This window comes from Taibaiella soli (genome assembly GCF_003236175.1).
Lineage (GTDB): Bacteria > Bacteroidota > Bacteroidia > Chitinophagales > Chitinophagaceae > QKTW01.
Genome location: NZ_QKTW01000002.1, coordinates 318,449 through 337,048, shown reverse-complemented (window position 1 = coordinate 337,048; position 18,600 = coordinate 318,449). Strand labels below are relative to the sequence as shown.

The 18,600-nt window shown below is 43.3% G+C and carries 18 protein-coding genes; 9 read left to right on the top strand and 9 right to left on the bottom strand.

Annotated features, from left to right (window positions below):
* Nucleotides 1-12: 12 nt before the first annotated feature.
* The 4 genes from DN068_RS01570 to DN068_RS01555 all read right to left on the bottom strand — a co-directional run bounded on the left by DN068_RS01570 (nt 13) and on the right by DN068_RS01555 (nt 3,494).
* Nucleotides 13-708 carry a LytR/AlgR family response regulator transcription factor gene (locus tag DN068_RS01570; protein ID WP_110997118.1) on the bottom strand — a complete coding sequence of 232 codons (696 nt, stop codon included), beginning with the start codon at nt 706-708 and terminating at the stop codon, nt 13-15.
* Nucleotides 698-1,747: a sensor histidine kinase gene (locus DN068_RS01565; RefSeq protein WP_110997117.1), complete on the bottom strand. Its 1,050-nt coding sequence runs from the start codon at nt 1,745-1,747 to the stop codon at nt 698-700. The genes DN068_RS01570 and DN068_RS01565 overlap by 11 nt, the downstream gene beginning before the upstream one ends.
* Before the next feature lie 73 nt (nt 1,748-1,820).
* Complete coding sequence (locus DN068_RS01560; protein WP_110997116.1) at nt 1,821-2,585, bottom strand: ABC transporter permease; 765 nt, start codon at nt 2,583-2,585, stop codon at nt 1,821-1,823.
* Nucleotides 2,586-2,588: 3 nt separating this feature from the next.
* Nucleotides 2,589-3,494, bottom strand: a complete 906-nt coding sequence (locus DN068_RS01555; RefSeq protein WP_110997115.1) for an ABC transporter ATP-binding protein — start codon at nt 3,492-3,494, stop codon at nt 2,589-2,591.
* Nucleotides 3,495-3,748: 254 nt separating this feature from the next.
* On the opposite strand from DN068_RS01555, the gene DN068_RS01550 reads away from it, so the two are divergent.
* Entirely contained in the window at nt 3,749-4,537 is a 789-nt protein-coding gene (locus DN068_RS01550; RefSeq protein WP_110997114.1) for a DUF4382 domain-containing protein, read from the top strand.
* A gap of 219 nt (nt 4,538-4,756) precedes the next feature.
* A complete protein-coding gene (locus DN068_RS01545) occupies nt 4,757-5,209 on the top strand; it encodes an SRPBCC family protein (RefSeq protein ID WP_110997113.1) in 453 nt (150 codons plus the stop codon).
* Between the two features lie 80 nt (nt 5,210-5,289).
* On the opposite strand, the gene DN068_RS01540 is transcribed toward DN068_RS01545, so the two are convergent.
* Nucleotides 5,290-5,643, bottom strand: a complete 354-nt coding sequence (locus DN068_RS01540) for a winged helix-turn-helix transcriptional regulator (RefSeq protein WP_110997112.1) — start codon at nt 5,641-5,643, stop codon at nt 5,290-5,292.
* Nucleotides 5,644-5,752: 109 nt separating this feature from the next.
* Here DN068_RS01540 and DN068_RS01535 point away from each other — a divergent pair, with 109 nt between their 5' ends.
* The 3 genes from DN068_RS01535 to DN068_RS01525 all read left to right on the top strand — a co-directional run bounded on the left by DN068_RS01535 (nt 5,753) and on the right by DN068_RS01525 (nt 9,064).
* On the top strand, nt 5,753-6,151 hold the full coding sequence (locus DN068_RS01535; RefSeq protein ID WP_110997111.1) for a DoxX family protein: 399 nt from the start codon (nt 5,753-5,755) through the stop codon (nt 6,149-6,151).
* A gap of 306 nt (nt 6,152-6,457) precedes the next feature.
* A complete protein-coding gene (locus tag DN068_RS01530; protein WP_110997110.1) occupies nt 6,458-7,621 on the top strand; it encodes a porin in 1,164 nt (387 codons plus the stop codon).
* Between the two features lie 12 nt (nt 7,622-7,633).
* The gene (locus DN068_RS01525; RefSeq protein ID WP_110997109.1) at nt 7,634-9,064 is read left to right on the top strand and encodes an anion permease; all 1,431 of its coding nucleotides are present in this window, start codon (nt 7,634-7,636) and stop codon (nt 9,062-9,064) included.
* A gap of 48 nt (nt 9,065-9,112) precedes the next feature.
* Here DN068_RS01525 and DN068_RS01520 read toward each other — a convergent pair whose 3' ends face one another.
* Nucleotides 9,113-9,991: a hypothetical protein gene (locus tag DN068_RS01520; protein WP_110997108.1), complete on the bottom strand. Its 879-nt coding sequence runs from the start codon at nt 9,989-9,991 to the stop codon at nt 9,113-9,115.
* 123 nt (nt 9,992-10,114) lie between these two features.
* Here DN068_RS01520 and DN068_RS01515 point away from each other — a divergent pair, with 123 nt between their 5' ends.
* The 3 genes from DN068_RS01515 to DN068_RS01505 all read left to right on the top strand — a co-directional run bounded on the left by DN068_RS01515 (nt 10,115) and on the right by DN068_RS01505 (nt 12,570).
* Nucleotides 10,115-10,459 carry a TfoX/Sxy family protein gene (locus DN068_RS01515; protein WP_110997107.1) on the top strand — a complete coding sequence of 115 codons (345 nt, stop codon included), beginning with the start codon at nt 10,115-10,117 and terminating at the stop codon, nt 10,457-10,459.
* Between the two features lie 137 nt (nt 10,460-10,596).
* Nucleotides 10,597-12,018 (top strand): pyruvate kinase, encoded by a 1,422-nt coding sequence (gene pyk / locus DN068_RS01510; RefSeq protein ID WP_110997106.1) that lies wholly within the window; start codon nt 10,597-10,599, stop codon nt 12,016-12,018.
* A 21-nt stretch (nt 12,019-12,039) separates the two neighbouring features.
* Nucleotides 12,040-12,570 carry a TetR/AcrR family transcriptional regulator gene (locus tag DN068_RS01505; RefSeq protein WP_110997105.1) on the top strand — a complete coding sequence of 177 codons (531 nt, stop codon included), beginning with the start codon at nt 12,040-12,042 and terminating at the stop codon, nt 12,568-12,570.
* A 204-nt stretch (nt 12,571-12,774) separates the two neighbouring features.
* Here the strand turns inward: DN068_RS01505 and DN068_RS01500 are convergent, their stop codons facing one another.
* The 3 genes from DN068_RS01500 to DN068_RS01490 all read right to left on the bottom strand — a co-directional run bounded on the left by DN068_RS01500 (nt 12,775) and on the right by DN068_RS01490 (nt 17,366).
* Nucleotides 12,775-14,076: an MATE family efflux transporter gene (locus DN068_RS01500; RefSeq protein WP_243630036.1), complete on the bottom strand. Its 1,302-nt coding sequence runs from the start codon at nt 14,074-14,076 to the stop codon at nt 12,775-12,777.
* A gap of 667 nt (nt 14,077-14,743) precedes the next feature.
* Nucleotides 14,744-16,876 (bottom strand): porin family protein, encoded by a 2,133-nt coding sequence (locus DN068_RS01495; protein ID WP_110997103.1) that lies wholly within the window; start codon nt 16,874-16,876, stop codon nt 14,744-14,746.
* Between the two features lie 13 nt (nt 16,877-16,889).
* Nucleotides 16,890-17,366 (bottom strand): RNA polymerase sigma factor, encoded by a 477-nt coding sequence (locus DN068_RS01490; RefSeq protein WP_262508823.1) that lies wholly within the window; start codon nt 17,364-17,366, stop codon nt 16,890-16,892.
* 408 nt (nt 17,367-17,774) lie between these two features.
* Here DN068_RS01490 and DN068_RS01485 point away from each other — a divergent pair, with 408 nt between their 5' ends.
* Nucleotides 17,775-18,398 (top strand): hypothetical protein, encoded by a 624-nt coding sequence (locus tag DN068_RS01485; protein WP_123985195.1) that lies wholly within the window; start codon nt 17,775-17,777, stop codon nt 18,396-18,398.
* The last annotated feature ends 202 nt before the right edge of the window (nt 18,399-18,600 follow it).

Here is an 18,600-nt window from a genome sequence, read left to right as displayed (position 1 = left end):
AGCCATGTCCAATCATTTAATCGGGTGATTGATTAACTCAAAGAAACGTTTGCGATAAGTCTCCGATATAGGAATAGATTGGTCTTTGATACGGATACGGTCGCGCTCTATTGCTTCTATTTTAGAAAGCGAAACCATAAACGATTTATGTACGCGACAAATGATCTGTGAGGGAATTTCCAGTTCCAGATCGGTAAATGTTTGCAAAGTCATGATCGCTTTACTACCGGTATGAATTTTCCGGTAGTCTCGCATACCTTCTATATAGTAGATATCATCCAGAAAAACTTTTTCCAGCCGGTATTCTGTTTTTACGAAAATGAATTTTTTATCAAAAACAGGCTCTGACGACGGCTTGTCAACATTTACTTTGTTTACCGCCTGCAAAAAGCGTTCGAACGTAAAAGGCTTCAGCAAATAGTCTGTGGCATTGAGCTCATAACTTTTGAGCGCATACTCGTGGTAAGCTGTGGTGAAAATAATGCTGGCTTTAAAGGTACCCGCTTCTGCCATTTGAATCCCTGAAATTTCGCCCAGATTAATGTCCAGAAAGATGAGTTGCACATCATTACTCCGCAGATAGGCCAAAGCATCCATGCCATTATCAAAGCATGCCAGCAGATTCAGGAATGGTACTTTCTGAACATACGATTTTGTACGTTCCATCGCCAGCGGCTCGTCTTCTACAATAATGCAATTAATTCTCATCTGCCTCCAATACTAGTTTTACCGTATAAAAATGATCTGTCTTTGTGATCTCAAGTGCATGCTTATCCGGGTAAAGCAACGCAATTCTCCTTCCGATAAGTTGATTGCCCAGACCGCCGTATTCCGGTTCATGATACGCATGATCTGAATAATGATTTTCACATACAAAACTAATCGTTGTGTCAGTTATTGAAATCTGCACTTTAATGCCCTGATCCATTTTCCTGTTTTCCGAATGCTTAAATGCATTCTCAACAAAAGGAAGTAACAACATCGGTGCAATCATCAGATGTTCCGGATTTCCGGAAACCGAATAATGCACGTAATCAGGATTTACACTACGGATCCGCTGCAGATCGATATACTTTTCAAGGTAAGACAATTCCTGCGACAGCGGCACCAGTTCTGTCTTTGCTTCGTACAGCATAAACCGCATGATGTCGGAAAGCTTATTGAGATAAAGCGATGCTTTGGGCGGATCCATACTAATCAATACGTCGATATTGTTGATCGTGTTGAATAAAAAATGAGGATTCAATTGCGCTTTGATCAACGCCATTTCCATTTCATGATTTTTGTTGCCTAGCTCTTCTTTTACTTTGATATCTGCATAAGAAGTAACAAAACCACGCAACACAAGACCTATCACGCCATTCATCAGCGCCCCGTAACCGATAAATATAATTTCTTCTATCGCAGACGGTATCGAGAATGGCAACCCGGCAAATCCAAGCATTATTTCACCAATAAAAGCAGCCAGCAACGGCACTACGATAAAGGAAATGATCAGCAGTAATATTCTACGCCGTATAAAAAGCCGGTCGAATAGTACCGTATAAAAACTGTAGAATGAAATCAAACCCGGCACCACTGCCATACCGGCGATAACCGGCATCCACTGACTCAGGAAAAAACCACGAAAATTAATATTTACTGTGCGTGGTGATGACCGGGCAAGTATAAGGGTAATAAAAGCAAGCAGCAGTAAAAACAACAGCCAGTACCCAATGTGCAGTAATATGATGACTGATTTTTTCATAACGGTGAATGGTCAGTGGTGATGGTCAATGGTCAATCAAACGTAAACAGTGAAACGGTTAATTTATGCACATTCAGCTGACTTCACGTTTAGCGCGAAAAACAAAAAATCCTGCTGCAAAAAATACTGCCGAATACACTCCCGACAAGATAAGAATATTTATCCCTGCGGGTAATTTTGTATTCAGACCGATCATAGGAGTATAGCTATAGGGGCTGACATAAGCGTATTTCCATGTGTTGACAAGGATTACGGAAACCAACCAAAACATCAGACCCGCACCAATCGGCACTAAAAAGTTTTTGAAACGAAGACTGATCAGATATTGAATGGCAATCACAGGCATACAGGTGAGCAGGATTTTCAGATTGTTGACTAGATAAAACGAATAAGGAAAAGAATCTCGCGGCAGCTGATGGTCAAAAATCAGCGACGGGATAATAGCCGCTGCCAACATTCCGATATTGAAGAAAATAAAAAACTTCAGCGTCATCAGTAGTATAGCGGAGAGCTTCGCCAGATAAATGGTTCCGATAGACTGCGGTGTAGTCAATACTTGTTTCCAGGTGTTGTTACGAAATTCCAGCTGCGTCATCAGACTACTCGAAAGAATCAATCCCATTGGCAACATTACCACCGCCATAAACCGCCAGATCTGGAAAAAATATACCTTCCATATTTCCGAATTAACAGGTAGACTGTTTAACGTATTATGATCCTTAAGCGCACCAATAAAATACAGAAGCGGCAATAAAAAGCCACCAATCAGACAAAGCCAGGAAGCTGCACTGCGACGAGTTTTCAGCCATTCGCCACGTAAACTGTTTATAAACTGCATGATTTAATTATTTACAAGATCAATAAAAATGGATTCCAGATCATTGCGTCCGCTCGATATTTCAAATACAACTACGCCTTCCGCCACCAGCTGTTGGTTAATGCCCGCAATAACCGATCTGTCTACCAGCGGAATTAAAACCATACCATCTGCGAGCACCGGCTGCAGACCATTCTCCTGTAAAATGCGCATTGTACTTCCGGCATCACCTGTATGAAAAATGGTACTCGCCCCCTGTTTTTGTTTGCGCTGCAAATCTTCTAATGTGCCTTGAAATAACAGCTGGCCTTTGTTGATGATCCCAATATGCGTCACTAGCTTTTCGATTTCGGACAGCAGATGGCTTGAGATGAGGATCGTTGTTTTGTACTCTTTGTTGAGCGCCTTCAACAGCTCCCGCATTTCAATGATACCATTTGGGTCAAGGCCATTGGTCGGCTCGTCAAGAATTAAGAGTTCTGGCTGGTGTAATAATGCTATTGCAATACTCAGTCGCTGTTTCATTCCCAGCGAAAACTTACCAACTGTTTTGCTGCCCACATTTCCCAATCCGGCGAGGTCCAGCACAGCGTCTATTCTTTTAGGCGGAAAATCATACAGATAGCGCATGATGTCTAAGTTTTCGCGGGCAGTGAGATGACTGTAAAGCGAAGGCGCTTCGATCAGCGAACCCGTTTTCTGAAGTATTTCGATACGGTTTCGTTCAAATTCTTTTCCGAAAAGCAGCATGGCGCCTTCCTGCTTTTTCAGCAACCCGAGCAACAGACGCAACGTGGTTGTCTTACCCGCCCCGTTTGGGCCAAGAAATCCGTAAATGCAACCCTCTGGCACCTGCAGGTCGATACCCTGCAACACCGGTGCGCCACCGGAGTATTTGAAACTCAACTGTTTCGTTTCTATACAATACATGAACGACTGTTTTATTGAATTATCACTAATTGTCGATTCAATATTATGATGAACCCAAACCCTTCCCAACCGTGTTATGCCAGTTGCATAGTTGCTTCTGCAAAATGGGCGATTTGAACCACAAGATCACAGCCCGCTGATAGCTGATTTTCCAATAACGCCATTAGCATTGTGATAAAAATCAGAAGTCAAAAAATCAGCAATGCCGTGTGGCACGATCTTTTTATCGCAATAAGCAGATTAAACAGGAAAAAATGAAAAAGTTATTATTGGTCATTCCGCTACTGATTATGGGGCTTTTTGCATGTAAAAAAGACAGTAGCAGCAGCGGCGGAGGCTACTCCTCATCAACTAATGCGAAAGTGACAATGCACCTGACAGACGGACCAGCGACCTATGATGCTGTATATCTTAATGTGCAGGAAGTGCAGGTAAATGTTTCTAACGGATCCTGGATTTCTATGACACCGGTAAGACCGGGATTATACAATATTCTGAATTTCCGGAACGGCCTTGATACAATGCTGGGCTGGGTAGAAATTCCCGCCGGAACAATTTCTCAAATGCGCCTGATACTGGGCGATGGCAACTATGTCGTAGTAAATGGTGTCGATTATCCGCTTACCACACCATCCGCTCAGGAAAGTGGTTTAAAGCTGAACATAAACCAGACGCTTGTTGCGGGTAACTCTTACGATTTCTGGATCGACTTTGATGCAGCCCGTTCTATTCACCAAACAGGAAATGGCAAGTATATGCTGAAACCGGTGATGCGCGCCTATAGTGAGCTTACTGATGGCCGCATTAAAGGCTATGCACTTCCGCCCGCCGCCGGCATCACGGTTTATGCGATCAACGGAACAGATACACTTTCCGCCATTCCAAATGTGGATGGATATTTTGGATTCAATGGTCTCTCTCAGGGAACATACGAATTGATGTTTAATCCAGCCGACACCACTTATCAAAGTGTAGTGATGCCAAATGTACAAGTGACTTTCGGCACCATCACTGATGTAGGAACGGTGACACTCGTTCACTAATAAAAGCCCAAACCATCGTTTTCTAAAGTCAAACACCCGATAAACGCTAAGCCTCAAAGTCATTAACTTTGAGGCTTTATTCTATTTTGACTTTTGACTTTTGACTTTTGACTTTTGACTTTTGACTTTTGACTTTTGACTTTTGACTTTTGACTTTTGACTTTTGACTTTTGACTTTTGACTTTTGACTTTTGACTTTTGACTTTTGACTTTTGAAGTATGATCCACGTCCACAAACAAGTTCAGCTGCTGCCGGTAGATCTGCAGACTGCCTGGAATTTCTTTAGCCGACCAGAAAATCTGAATGACATTACACCGCCCGACCTACATTTCAAAGTCCGCACGACATTACCTGAGAAAATATACCCGGGTTTAATGATCGTTTATAAACTGACCTTGTTTAAAATCATACCATTTGAATGGGTCACAGAAATCATGCATGTGCAGGATCAGATCTATTTCGTAGACGAGCAAAGAAAAGGTCCATATAGTATGTGGCATCACGAACACCATTTTAAAGAAGTGGATGGTGGTGTAGAAATGACAGATATCGTACACTATAAACTACCGATGGGCTGGCTGGGCAACCTCTTTCACGACCTGCTGGTCAAACCGCAGCTTAAAAAAATCTTTGATTTTAGAAGAAAAGTACTTGAGGAACGAAAGTGGTAGCCCCCTCTAACTCCCCCGAAGCCGGAGAACTCCCGTCGCGAGCACCTCGACGTTATAAAAAACAACTTAAAACCTACAATTCAGACGCCCTTCATAATCCGCTTGCGGTGCTGCACACCCCATTTACGTAATTCATCCACTACTTTATCCAAAGATGAACCATAGTCCGTCAGCGAATATTCCACCGTAACCGGCATCGTATCATACACTGTGCGCTTCACCAGCTGATTCATTTCCAGGTCACGCAGTTCTTTAGACAACATCCGGTCAGTAATACCGGGAATCTCCTTTGCTAATTCCCCGAAACGTTTATTCCCAAAGCCCAAAGCGATAATAATCGGCAATTTCCACTTACCACTCAGTACATCAATCGCATCTCTTACCGGCACAATCATGCCCTGACATTGTTCGTGGTCTCTTTCCTGTTTCTTCATCTCAGTTTCAATTTACTATACCCGAGTATAGCGCTATACAACAGTATAGTACTATACATTGTATAGCAAATATAAATAATTTTGTGCTATCAAAAAAACAAAAACAATTATGAAGTACGCATTATTGATCGGCAGAATACTTTTCGCATTAATATTTCTAATGTCCGGCCCTGGGCACTTTTCCGCTGCTACCATAGGATTTGCAGCATCGAAAGGTGTTCCGATGGCTTCTGTTCTCGTCCCTCTTTCAGGTGTAATTGAAATCATCGGCGGACTCAGCATCCTGCTCGGTTATAAAACAAAATGGGGCGCATTGCTACTTATCGTTTTCCTGATTCCGGTTACATTTACGTTACATGCATTCTGGAATGTTGCGGATCCTATGATGAAACAAATGGACATGGCCGCCTTTATGAAAAACATATCCATGCTTGGTGCTGCTTTGATGATATCCTATTTCGGCGCAGGTCCGGTTAGTATCGATAATAAGCAACTGGTGAAAGCATAGATCACTGACGTCTTGCCGTTGATTGAAAATTTAAAAGCCAGGCGCATCTCCAAAAGGGATGCGTTTTTTTGTGTTTTATCTGTTTTAAATGGATTGCCGACGGAATCCACAACACGAACACTCGCAACTGACAACTCACGCTAAGGTTTTGAAGTTCGACACACGATGTCAGCAAACTCACTACAGACCGTCCCCTGAACGAACGCGAGGGGCGCCACTCACACTTTTCGTTTTTGACTTTTGAATTTTGAATTTTTATCATATATTTATTACACCACTATTCTAAATAGCCTCCAATAAAGGCCTATGAAAAACTGCCTGAAGCTGATACCAGCCATAGTTATGTTTTTGTATTCCCAGCAATCTGTGGCGCAGCAAACAGATGAAACCTCTCTTACCGAAAATTCAGACACTACCATTTCCAACTATTCTGCCTTTCAGCGATCTCTTAGTCTCGCCGGCGTTTTGCAAACACGATATGTAGCGTCGTTCACTAAAAACGTAGATGTAAACGGAAAGAATTTCGATACCTCAACCAATGGCATTACCAATACATTCCTTGTAAAACGCGCCCGTGTCATGCTCAAGGCGAATGTCAACGATCACTTCTCGGCTAATGTTTTAGTAAACCTTGCAGACTTTAATGGAGATCCGTCCAACAAGGTTTTGGAAAATGCCTATATCAAATATTCGCTCAACAAGCATTTCAACGTTCAGGCCGGTCAATTCCGTCCGTTCTTCGGCATTGAAGATGCCATCGCAGTAGATATCATTCGTACGCTCGATTTTTCCAATCAATATTATGCTTTCGCAAAAAACGGCTGGCAGAGTTTTCAGATCGGTCTTTCCATATTTGGCACGATCGATCAGAAAGGACGCGTTCGCTATTTCGGCGGTGTGTATAATGGCAACAACAAAAATGCAGCGACGGATAACGACAACACCAAGAATTTTTACGGCCGTCTGGAAGTCAATGCTGCCAGGGATTTCACAATAGCAGTCAATGGCAGCACCGGAAGTCTCGCTAATAGCGGTACCGGTTCTGCTCTAGGCGGAGATTTTACCGCACGTATTCCCCTCTCAAAAGGATTCTTTCTGCTTCTAATGGGTGAATATAAAAACGGAACCAATTTCGTCACCTACAACAGTGTAACACCTGCGTTGAACCCAGAACTTCATAACTACCGGATGCAGGGTTTCTATTTTTTCCCGACGCTGCGCTATGAATACAAACATCCGCGCGTCCGGGCATTAGAACTTTCCTGCCGCTACGAATATTTTGATCAGGATTACATCAACAACAGCAATCCGCAACAGACATTCATCCCTAATCTGTCTTTGATTTTTGCCGACAATTTTTATGCTGCATTGCAAATGGGCGTGTCGATCGACCTATTCAAAAACCAGATTCCACTTACCTCTACATACAATCATAACCTCGGCTATCTGCAATTGCAGATCAGAATTTAAACACATCGTTTTATGAAAGAGATCCAATACAAACAGCTCGTCGCCACGGTAATTTTCGGATTGATCATCTGGTTCATTCCCGTACCTGAAGGCGTACAACCCAATGCCTGGCATTTGCTGGCAATCTTTCTGGCAACGATCGTGGGTATTATAATGAAAGCTGCTTCGATGGGCACAATGGCGATGCTGGGTATTACAATGTGTGCGGTCACAGAAGTACTCGCGCCGGGAGATCCTGTTAAATCAATCGCTAATGCACTAAGCGGATTCGGCAACTCGACGATCTGGCTGATCGGCCTTGCATTCTTTATTGCCCGCGGTTTTATCAAAACAGGTTTAGGCACACGGCTCGCCTATTACTTTATCCGTCTCTTTGGCAAAAGCTCACTGGGACTAGCTTACGGACTTAATACCGCCGATTTGCTTTTGGCTCCCGCAATCCCAAGCAATACAGCCAGGGCCGGTGGCGTCATCTTTCCAATCATGAAATCAATTGCGGTCAATATGGGTTCTGTTCCGGAAAAAGCAGAGACGCATCGTAAAGTTGGTTCTTTCCTGACACTAAGCAGCTACAATGCCAATATGATTACCTCTGTAATGTTTCTCACCGCAACCGCAAGCAACCCGATGGCACAGAAATTTGCGAAAGACCTGGGCATTACCATCACCTGGGGAAGCTGGGCCATAGCTGCGCTGGCTCCGGGTTTAGCTTGCTTTATTCTGATGCCTTTGTTCCTTTATAAATTCTTTCCGCCGGAACTGAAAAAAACAAAAGAAGCACCGGCAATGGCCGCAGAAAAATTGAAGGAAATGGGTCCCGTTACTTTGCAGGAATGGCTGATGATCTTCACGTTTATTGTACTACTGGTGCTTTGGATTTTCGGAAACTTGTTTCAGGTAGATGCTACAACTGGTGCGCTTATTGGTTTGTGTATTTTATTGCTCAGCGGCGTACTCAACTGGGAAGATGTAAAATCTGAAAAAAGTGCCTGGGATACGATTGTATGGTTTTCAGCACTGGTAATGATGGGCTCTTATCTCAATTCGCTTGGCTTTGTCGGCTGGTTCGGCAATCTCGTCGGCGCACAACTCAAACAGCTCGACTGGCACTGGGCGTTTCCATTGATCATTCTGGTGTATTCCTACAGCCACTACATGTTTGCCAGCGCCACCGCACAGGCCGCCGCAATGTACTCGGTGTTTCTATCTGTAGGCATTTCTGTTGGTGTGCCCGGTGCCATGCTGGCGATTTTCCTCGGCGCCTGTCCTACTTTGATGGGTATGATTACACACTATGGTCACGGCCCCGCGCCAATATTTTTTGGCAGCACTTATGTTGATATGAAGGACTGGTGGAAACACGGATTCTTTATCAGTGTACTATTCCTGATTATCTGGTTTGGCATCGGTGGTTTATGGTGGAAAGTCCTCAATCTCTGGTAATACCCACCTCCACTGAAGGGGTGTCACTGCGCGAATGCGATTCCCTTTTTAGGGGTTAGGTGTCGCTAATTTCAGCCGCCATGTGGCATGTATCCGACCCTGTTTCTTCGCCATTTCCATACGCTCGGGAGTGGCTGATTGCAAGAGGTATGGCATCACAGTCATATCCTGATAATTCATTTCTGCTTCCTTATCCAGCGTAAAACCATTTTGATTAAAGAAAGATTCGGCAGCTTCGAAACTATCAAACATATTCTCTGCAATGTTATGCTGCTGAAAAAACTGGTTGAGCTCATCTGTCATACCTGTGCGATCATTACTATATTCGTTCTTAATGTAGATATCTGCTGTAATCCAATACCCGCCGCGCTCCTGCAATATTTTACGGATAATGCTGCAAAGCTTTTCTTTCTCCGGCATCCCGAGATACATCAGCAAACCTTCATTTACGATTACAATTTCGCCCGGCGGAAAATGGTTCGTAGTATCCCGAACACCTTCTTCATCAAGTGCATTCAATGGTAAAATTTCCAGTGTTCCTTTTGCCTGAAAATTGTTTCCCTTCAAGGTCTCCGTAAAATGTTCTTTTGCTTCAATGATATTCGGCAAATCCGTATCAATGTAATGAACCTCTTCTTTTTGAATGACGGCTAAGCCACGAAATGAAAATCCGGAAGAAAGTTCGAGTATATTCTTATGTGGAATATCAGCCAGCAACTGATCTATGCTCCAGTAACGGTATTCAAAATGTAATACTCGTGCCCAATAAAACATTTCCCGACTGCTATAATCCTGCACATATTTTTCAGGTAAAGAAATAAGTGTTGCTGTTTCTTTTGCATAGGGAATATTCGTCAGGCCTTTCATTAAAATCAATGCTTTAGCCGACGGACTAATGGTGCTATAATCGCGATTTTTGTTTTCCATATGTAGATAGTCTTCCTCTGTTGAATAAATGTAGCACAAAACTGTGAGTGATGAATCGTGAATGGTCAACCACCTTTAATTGATAACTAATAACTCATAACTTACAACTCATAACTAACAATCATGGCAGCGAACGAACAACTGGCCAACCGCGTACGCGAAATGCTGGCCGATCATACCGACGACATCACCGAGAAGAAAATGTTTGGCGGCATTTGTTTCATGGTAAATGATAAGATGTGCGTAGCAGTCGGCAAAGACCATCTGATGGTGCGTCTTGATCCCGCTATTTATGACATTGCTATTGAGGAAAACGGATGCAGACCAATGATATTAGGCGATCGCGAAATGAAAGGTTATGTATGGGTAGACGAAGAAGTACTGCATACTCAAAAACAGTTGATGCATTGGGTAAAACGCGGACTGGAATACAACCAATTTGCAAAGCCTTCTAAGAAACGGAGATAGATGGCTGATTTCCTGATTTGGATGTGCTGTAAACAGTCATAGGCCATTCATAATTGACCATTAGCCATCAAGAAATCAGCCATCAGCCATTTAGTGTAACTTAGCACCCACAAATTCAATCAAAAACACTCCAATATATGCTGCTTAAGAAGACGAAAATTGTTGCAACGGTAGGACCTGCTTGTAATACTTATGAAAAATTATTGGCTTTGGTGAATGAAGGCGTCAATGTATTCCGGCTCAATTTCTCACATGGCACACACGACCAGCATCATGAAGTCATTCAGCATATTCGCCGCATCAACGACGACTTTCCTTTTAACATAGCTATTCTTGCCGATCTCCAGGGACCCAAACTTCGTGTAGGTGATATTGAAAATGGAGAACTGGACCTGAAGCAAGACGATGAATTTTATTTCACGAACGAAAAAGTAGTGGGCACACTCAACAATATTTATATCTCCTACCCTGCATTTCATAGAGATGTACGCATCGGAGAAAAAATATTACTCGATGATGGAAAAATTGAAGTACTCGTTACCGAAATTACTGCCGATAACCGAGTGAAGGTACAAGTGACCACACCAGGTGTTTTGTACCCACGCAAAGGTGTAAATCTTCCTGACACTAAAATTTCACTGCCTTCACTTACGGATAAAGATCTTGCCGATCTTGAATTTATCATTGGTGAAAATGTAGACTGGATCGCGCTTTCATTTGTTCGTAAGACAGAAGATATCATTGATCTCCGCCAGCGTTTAAAAGATAGAAACAGCCCTGCCAAGATTATAGCAAAAATAGAAATGCCCGAAGCACTGGAACACCTCCGCGATATCATCATCGCTTCAGATGCCGTGATGGTAGCCCGTGGTGATCTCGGTGTGGAATTGCCGTTACAGCAGGTGCCGATGGTACAAAAGAAAATTGTACGCATGTGCATTCACCGTGCCAAGCCTGTAATCATTGCCACGCAAATGATGGAAAGCATGCTGGACCGCACACGTCCCAACCGCAGTGAAATCACCGACGTGGCAAACGCAGTGCTGGAAGGCGCTGACGCATTGATGCTGAGCGCAGAAACCGCAACCGGCAAATATCCGGAACTGGTAATCCGTACAATGTCCAGCATTATTACCGAAGTAGAAAAAGAAGAAACTGTTTATAATAAAAACCTCATTCCGCAAAAGCATTCTCCATCATTTTTGAGTGATGCGCTTTGTTACAATGCCTGCGAAATTGCTCATGAAGTAAATGCCAATGCGCTTATAGGAATGACCCAATCTGGCTACACAGGCTTCATGCTTTCCAGCTATCGCCCGCGCTCTCCGCTGTTTGTATTTACTAAAACACAGACTTTGGTAAATCAGCTGAGCTTAAGTTGGGGCGTGCAGGCGTTCTACTACGATAAAGAAGAAAGTATCGATACGATTATCGCCGATCAGATTGATCTCCTTAAACAAAAAGGACTGATAAAAACGGGCGATGTTGTCATCAACACAGGCAGTATGCCGATACAGGAACACTTGCCGACCAATATGCTGAAGATCACGAAGGCTTGATAAAGGAATTGAAAAACGGTAATGACACGTAAACAAAAAATCGCGGAGACTGCACAACGTTTGTTTGCCGAGAGGGGCTATGAACACGCTTCTACGCAACTCATCGCACGTGAATCCGAAGTATCGGAAGCGCTGATCTTTAAACATTTTGGAAACAAAGAACAGCTACTCGATTATATCATCAAAAGTGGATACAAACGGATTGTAGAACACAACCGTGGTATGCTGGCCGATAAAGATCCGCTTTCGCTGATCTACAAAGTCATTGATCTGCCTCATAAATTAGTGACCGACGAACCGCTGTTTTGGCGGTTACAGTCAAAGCTTACAGATATGCCATTTGCGCAAAAGCAATATGAGCGCTTCATTCAGCCGGTAAACACCCTGTTGTTTGAAGCGTTCTCTTCGCTTCGTTATGAAAACCCGCAAAAAGAAACAGCTTTTCTGCTACTCATCGTAGATGCCATCTGGAAAAAACTAGCTACCAGCAATACTCAAGGTATTCCGGAAATGCTGGCGTTTATTAAAGAGAAATATCGGGCAACCGGTTAATTGGTTAAAGGATTAACGGGGCAATTGGTTAAATAGAACAGTTATCTGACACGACTTATTTAACTCTTAATAAGTTTGCAGAAAATATGTCGACGAAAGAAGATATCTCACGAAATACAGGACACACATATCGCGGGATCCCTCTTTCATCTGGATGACAAACACGGGTATTAAACATAACCGACCAATTAACCCTTTAGCATTTTAACCATTCAACTTCCTTCCTATTATTCTGGAAAAACGGACATTTGTAAATATCGACGCAAACGTTAATCCTGCAAGAAAACCGATCCACATACCAGCTGCGCCCATTTTAAAAGTGAAAGCCATCAGACAACCTGTTGGAATACCAACCACCCAATATGCAATTGCCACATAAATGGTAGGAATATGCACGTCTTTGATGCCACGCAGCAAACCCACGCCTATAGCCTGCGTCGCATCTGAAATCTGAAACACAGCAGCATAAAACATGAGCACAGCAGCAAGACTCACAACTTCTGTATCGTCATTAAATATCGTAGGCAAATAATGCCGGGCGGTCACAAAGAAGATTGCACAGAAAATACCATAGCACAGACCACTCAGCAGCGTACTCTTTCCGATCAGCGCAATACCGCTCCAGTTATTTCTGCCCCAGGCATTGCTTACGCGAATGGAGCCTCCCTGCGCTAGTCCCATCGACACCATAAATGTAAACGCCGCACAGCTCAACGCTATCTGATGTGCTGCCTGCTGCACAGCGCCTAGTGTACCGATGATAATTCCTGATACCGCAAATGCCCCGGATTCCATACCAGCCTGCAAACTACTTGGCACGCCGATATGCAGTAATTCTTTTACTGTAGCCATTTTCAGCTTCCATTGATTTTTACGCACCGCCATATACCTGCTAAACAGCGGGTGTACGGAAACAACCGTTGCCAATGCAATTAAAATAATAATGCGTGTAATCAGAGTGCCAAAACCCGCGCCCAGCAATTCCATTCTCGGAAAACCCCAATTACCGTAAATCAGCAGCCAGTTCAAAAATATATTGATCGGCAAAGCCGCAAATGAAAGGACCATTGCTGTACGCGTGCGTTCCAGTCCGTCGGTAAATTGTTTGATGGACATAAACATCAGCATCGGAATGGTAGAAAGTGCCATTACCTGCAAATACGGTTTCGCCAAAATTGCCACTTCAGGATCTTGTCCCAAATGAAATAAAATACCCGTACCGAGATTCAGGAGCAGTGCAATAAAGATTGCTGCGATGCTGCAAACCCATAAACCGTTATAGAAATAATGAGAAACCTTCTGGCTATCGTATCGTCCGTGCGCCATCGAAACGCTCTGCGATACCGACATCGTCATGCCAATACCCAAAACGAACGGTATATTCATCACGCTGTTTACCAGTGCCGAAGCTGCCAGATGACGATAGCTGATTGATCCGACCATCGCACTGTCAATAATACCAAGTGCCATTTGCGTCAGTTCACCTAAAATTATAGGTCCTGACAATTTCCATGTTTTAACTGCTTCTGATCTAACGGACATAAACGGTGCAAAGGTAAGATAATGGTCAATGGAGAATGGTCAATAAGTTAAATGGTTAATTGGTCAAATACCAATTCGGGTCGTTGCTATGAGAACCATATTGTTTTTTTGATACCAAAGTCTATCGCTCCGGTTAAGCTTCGTTGCGTCGCAGTACGTTCATCGGCGCTGCTACTATTAGGCACGCAAAACTCACTCTAATACCAATTGACCATCAAAAAATGGCAGGGTTAATTGTGTAAAGATGGATTTACGGAACACCCCCGGCCTAAGGAAACGTAGGCGTTAAAAAATGAAATGCATACAGCGTCCGCAATTATGATGGTGAACGGAGCAACACAGACCAATTATAGATTGGCCGGGAAGGGATATAAAGCAGCATAGTAAGCTTTAATAATTGCAGCGAAATGCCTTTTCATTTTAGCCGTAGTTTCCTTCAGCCTTGAACTTTTGGTTACTTTTGCTTCAAGGCAAAAGTGACAGAAAACACTCCTTTAAAATTGATTTAGCGGAAAATTTTTAATCCCGTTTTTGAAGTCCAATTGGTATAAGACTCATTTTCAGATAAGGGCAAATAAAAATGCCAGATCAACTTCGATCCGGCATTTAAAAACAAAAACTATATCAAGCCTTATTTCTTCTGACTGAACCGGTAGCCCACCGATAATTGGAACGATGGCATTTTGTACAGTTGATTGGATACATCTTTTGCCCCTTGCGAACTTGCATTATCCCAGAAAGTACGGGTCATGCGAACATCCAATTGTACAGCCGGCGTAATCTGATAACCCAGACCAACCAGGTAACCCAAACCGAAGCGGCTTGCAAAATCATTCGTAGTGATTTTCGCTTTGCCATTTACAGTTGATATTGGCAGGAAATTAGAGTAGATAGTAGAATCCAGCGTTTTCTTCACTGTATAATGCTGATCAATTTCTTCCGTGTTTACACCGAAATTATACACCAGATTGATACCGCCCATTACATACAGACGGCCAATAGCATAACGTACAGAGATCGGCAATTCTACACTATGCAGGATAGAGAAGTTGAAATAATGCTGCACAGAATCATCTGTACGGGTGTACACTTTGTAAAACTGGTTACCGTGGTAGCGACCGATAGAGTCAACACCGGTGGTGTTTACGTAATTGTCGTTGATTGACAAACCCTTGTTGGAACGGTTGATGTACTTCAGTTCCGTAAGGATACTCCAATGGTCATTGATCGCTACTACACCGGAAAGACCAAACTGGAATCCCATCAGAGAGTAAGAGCCGAATGAAGCATTCAACCCACCTGTGACACCGGGATAGAATTTGATCTGCGACATGCTGAATTTAGCACGGCGCACCATGTCCTGGAAGCGTTCTGGATCCCAGGCATAGCTCTTGTGCGAAGACACTTTGTAATTAGCCAGCGGCACCAGCATAGAGTTGTCATCAGCAGCAGTAGCTGCAGCAGGGGCTGGCGTTGGCGCTGCTGCGGCCGGCGTTGTTGCCGGTGCAGCTGCTGGCGCGCTTGACTTACGTGCCGTATTCTTCGCAATCGCATTATTTGCCGTAGGTGTTGTCACTTTAGGCATTTGAGGCGTCGGAGCTACTGTGTTGTTGTTTGCAGGTTGTTGTTGCGCAGTCATTCGCTGTGTAAGCACTATCTGTTGCCCTACAGCAATGGTGTCTATACGCATACTCAAAGCATGAGTAGCATTGTCGCGTACAAAACGTTGCAGTATTTTAATTTTCTTCAGCGTGTCACGCAACATGTTTGTATTGTTGTTCGTGATCACTGCTGCTGTTCCCGCAGGATTGATTCCATTATTACCACTGTTGCCTGCAACTGTAGTTACAGCAGCCTGCGGAATTATCGTACCAGCGTTGTTAGCATTTGTCTGGCTATTTACTGGCTGATTGTTAGCTGTATTTTTTGCTACCGGCGCTTCCGGTGCATGTTTGATATTACCACTGTTATTTGTTGCAGCATTACCACTGGCAATCGTTACAGTCTTATGTTGATTCGAAGCCAGCTTTTGTGCTGCATCGTTTCCTTCGCTACCGTTTGCATTCGTTGCAGCATTATTATTGGCGGTTGCTGCAGTACCGTTATTATTAGTAGAAGTCGAGTTATTGTTTGCTGCAGTTGTGGTACGGCTTGTGTTAGCAGATGCACTGTGGCTGTTATGGTTTGTTGTAGCAGCTACACTGTTTGCAGGCGTTTCGTTGTTATTATTATTGTTAGATGAATGGTTGTTTTGACCATCAGCCGAAGCATGACTGCCTCCCATCTGATGATTCTTTGTATTGTGATGGGCAACCGTTGTTGCAGCACCGTTTTCCGCAACTGTCTTCGCACGGCTGTCTGTCATGGTAGCGCCCGCGACTGTGTTGTCCTTCGTATTATTATTTACAGCCTGTTCAATGTCGTTTACAGACACATGCGTATCATTGCCAGCATGTTCGCGGCTTGCGACAGGGTTGCCGTTTGTATGTTCGGAAGCATCGTTCGACGAATTCTTATTGAGATTATTTTCCTTTACGATTTCATAGCCTTTGTAACCGCCTACGCTCAACGCAGCCAGTAAAAGCAAACCCGTAAAATAACCTCCTATTCGTCGCCAGTTCCAACCGACGGCTATAGGCTCTGGAGGCATCTCCTGATCCAGGAGTGCTTTCATATTCGTCCACGCGCCCACACGTTCTTTCTCCTCACCTCCACTTAAGCGTTGGCGAACCAGGTCATCAATATTTATCATGTTTTTATCCATACGGATAAAATTTTTATTTTTTTAAGTGCAATTCGAGTTTCTCAATCTTGTCTTTTAGCATCCGCCTGCCCTCAGACAAATGCCATTTCGATGTTCCTTCACTGATCCCCAGCATTTTTCCTATTTCCTTATGGGAGAATCCTTCCATAATGTATAAGTTAAACACTGCTCTAGTAGCATCTGGCAAAGATTGTACCAGGCTTAAAAGCTGATTATAATACAATCCCTCCGCATGGTCCTTATGAATAAGCTGATCTTTTTCAACCAGCATTATTTTTTCCTTGTAACGGATATTTTGTTTGACGAAATCTGAAACGGCGTGAAAAACAATTTTTCGCAGCCAACCTTCAAAAGACCCCTGGAATGTATACTGTCCGATTTTTTGAAAAGCTCTTAAAAATCCGTTGTTCAGTACTTCTTCCGCTTGCATCTCCTCGTCGATATACCGTCTTACCACACCCATCATACGGGGATAGAAAAGATGGTACAATCGCTCCTGAGCGCTTCGCTCGTTGCGCGCGCAGCCGCGTATAAGCTCTTCGAGCTCACTCGTATGACCAGGAACTGTATATGCCAAGGACAAAGACAAGTAATGGGTTTTAAAACAAATTGTTGACTTAATAGACTCTTATTGAATGTAAATGGTTGGGCAACACTCAATACTTCCTGTGTAAATTAACAATAAATTCTCACGAAGCAAGCCTGCTATGGCTTGTTTTGAAAGACTGAAAAAATCTAGAAAAACTATAAACAACTGGTTTCAAACTCATTGCCGATTATAGATTAGCAATAGGAAACCATCTCACTCTTCTAACCATATTTTAAAATATTTGTCCAAAAATATATCTCTGCTTGTGGAATTGACAGGTTTACAGCATCTTCATTTTAAATGCCGCCCATGCAATACACCATTCATATCGCAGCACCTTGTAACGAGAACTGGAATAACATGACGCCAAATGAAAATGGGCGGCACTGTGACAGCTGTTGCAAAACAGTGGTGGATTTCACCAACTGGCCTTTGGAGGATATTGCACAATATCTGCAACAAAATGGGAAAGGAAATGTTTGCGGCCATTTTCGCGCCAGCCAGTTAAATACTCCTTTTGAAACACCAGAAATATTAGCGAATAAAGTTTGGCAGACGAACATTCCACTCCATCGGAAAATTGCAGCCGTGATTGTACTATTCTTTGCCGTGACAGTTAGTTCTTGCGGAACAAAAGACACAACGGGCAAGCCCAAACAACCGACAACACAAAACACGCCCGCAGTGGCTGATTCGGAAAAAACTCATTTTGATGGAAACTGCTCAATAAAACCATTCAATTCCGACACTCTAGCCCCTCATCAGACCCCAAAAAACAGCACTTATAAAAAGCATAAACAACCTAAAACACGGCAAACGTTTGAGGCAAACGACATTGAGCCGCAAGTTCAGGGTGCTGTAGAAATGGTACCAATGGATACTAACTGGCGCCAGCATATACCGGCGGCAAAATCAGATTCTACGAATAATTAATTAACCTTAAGACACAATTGTTGTAAATCCGGATACAACCTGAATCGAATCAGGCCGGCGCAGGTGTCCCATCGAAACACCTGCGCCGGCAAGCGCAAAAAAGCCGGGCTAAGAGTAGTCCGGCAACCTAAATAATACGAAATAAAAAGGCATGGCCACGACTAGCCTTGTCCCAAAATTCTTTTACTCTTATAAATTTATC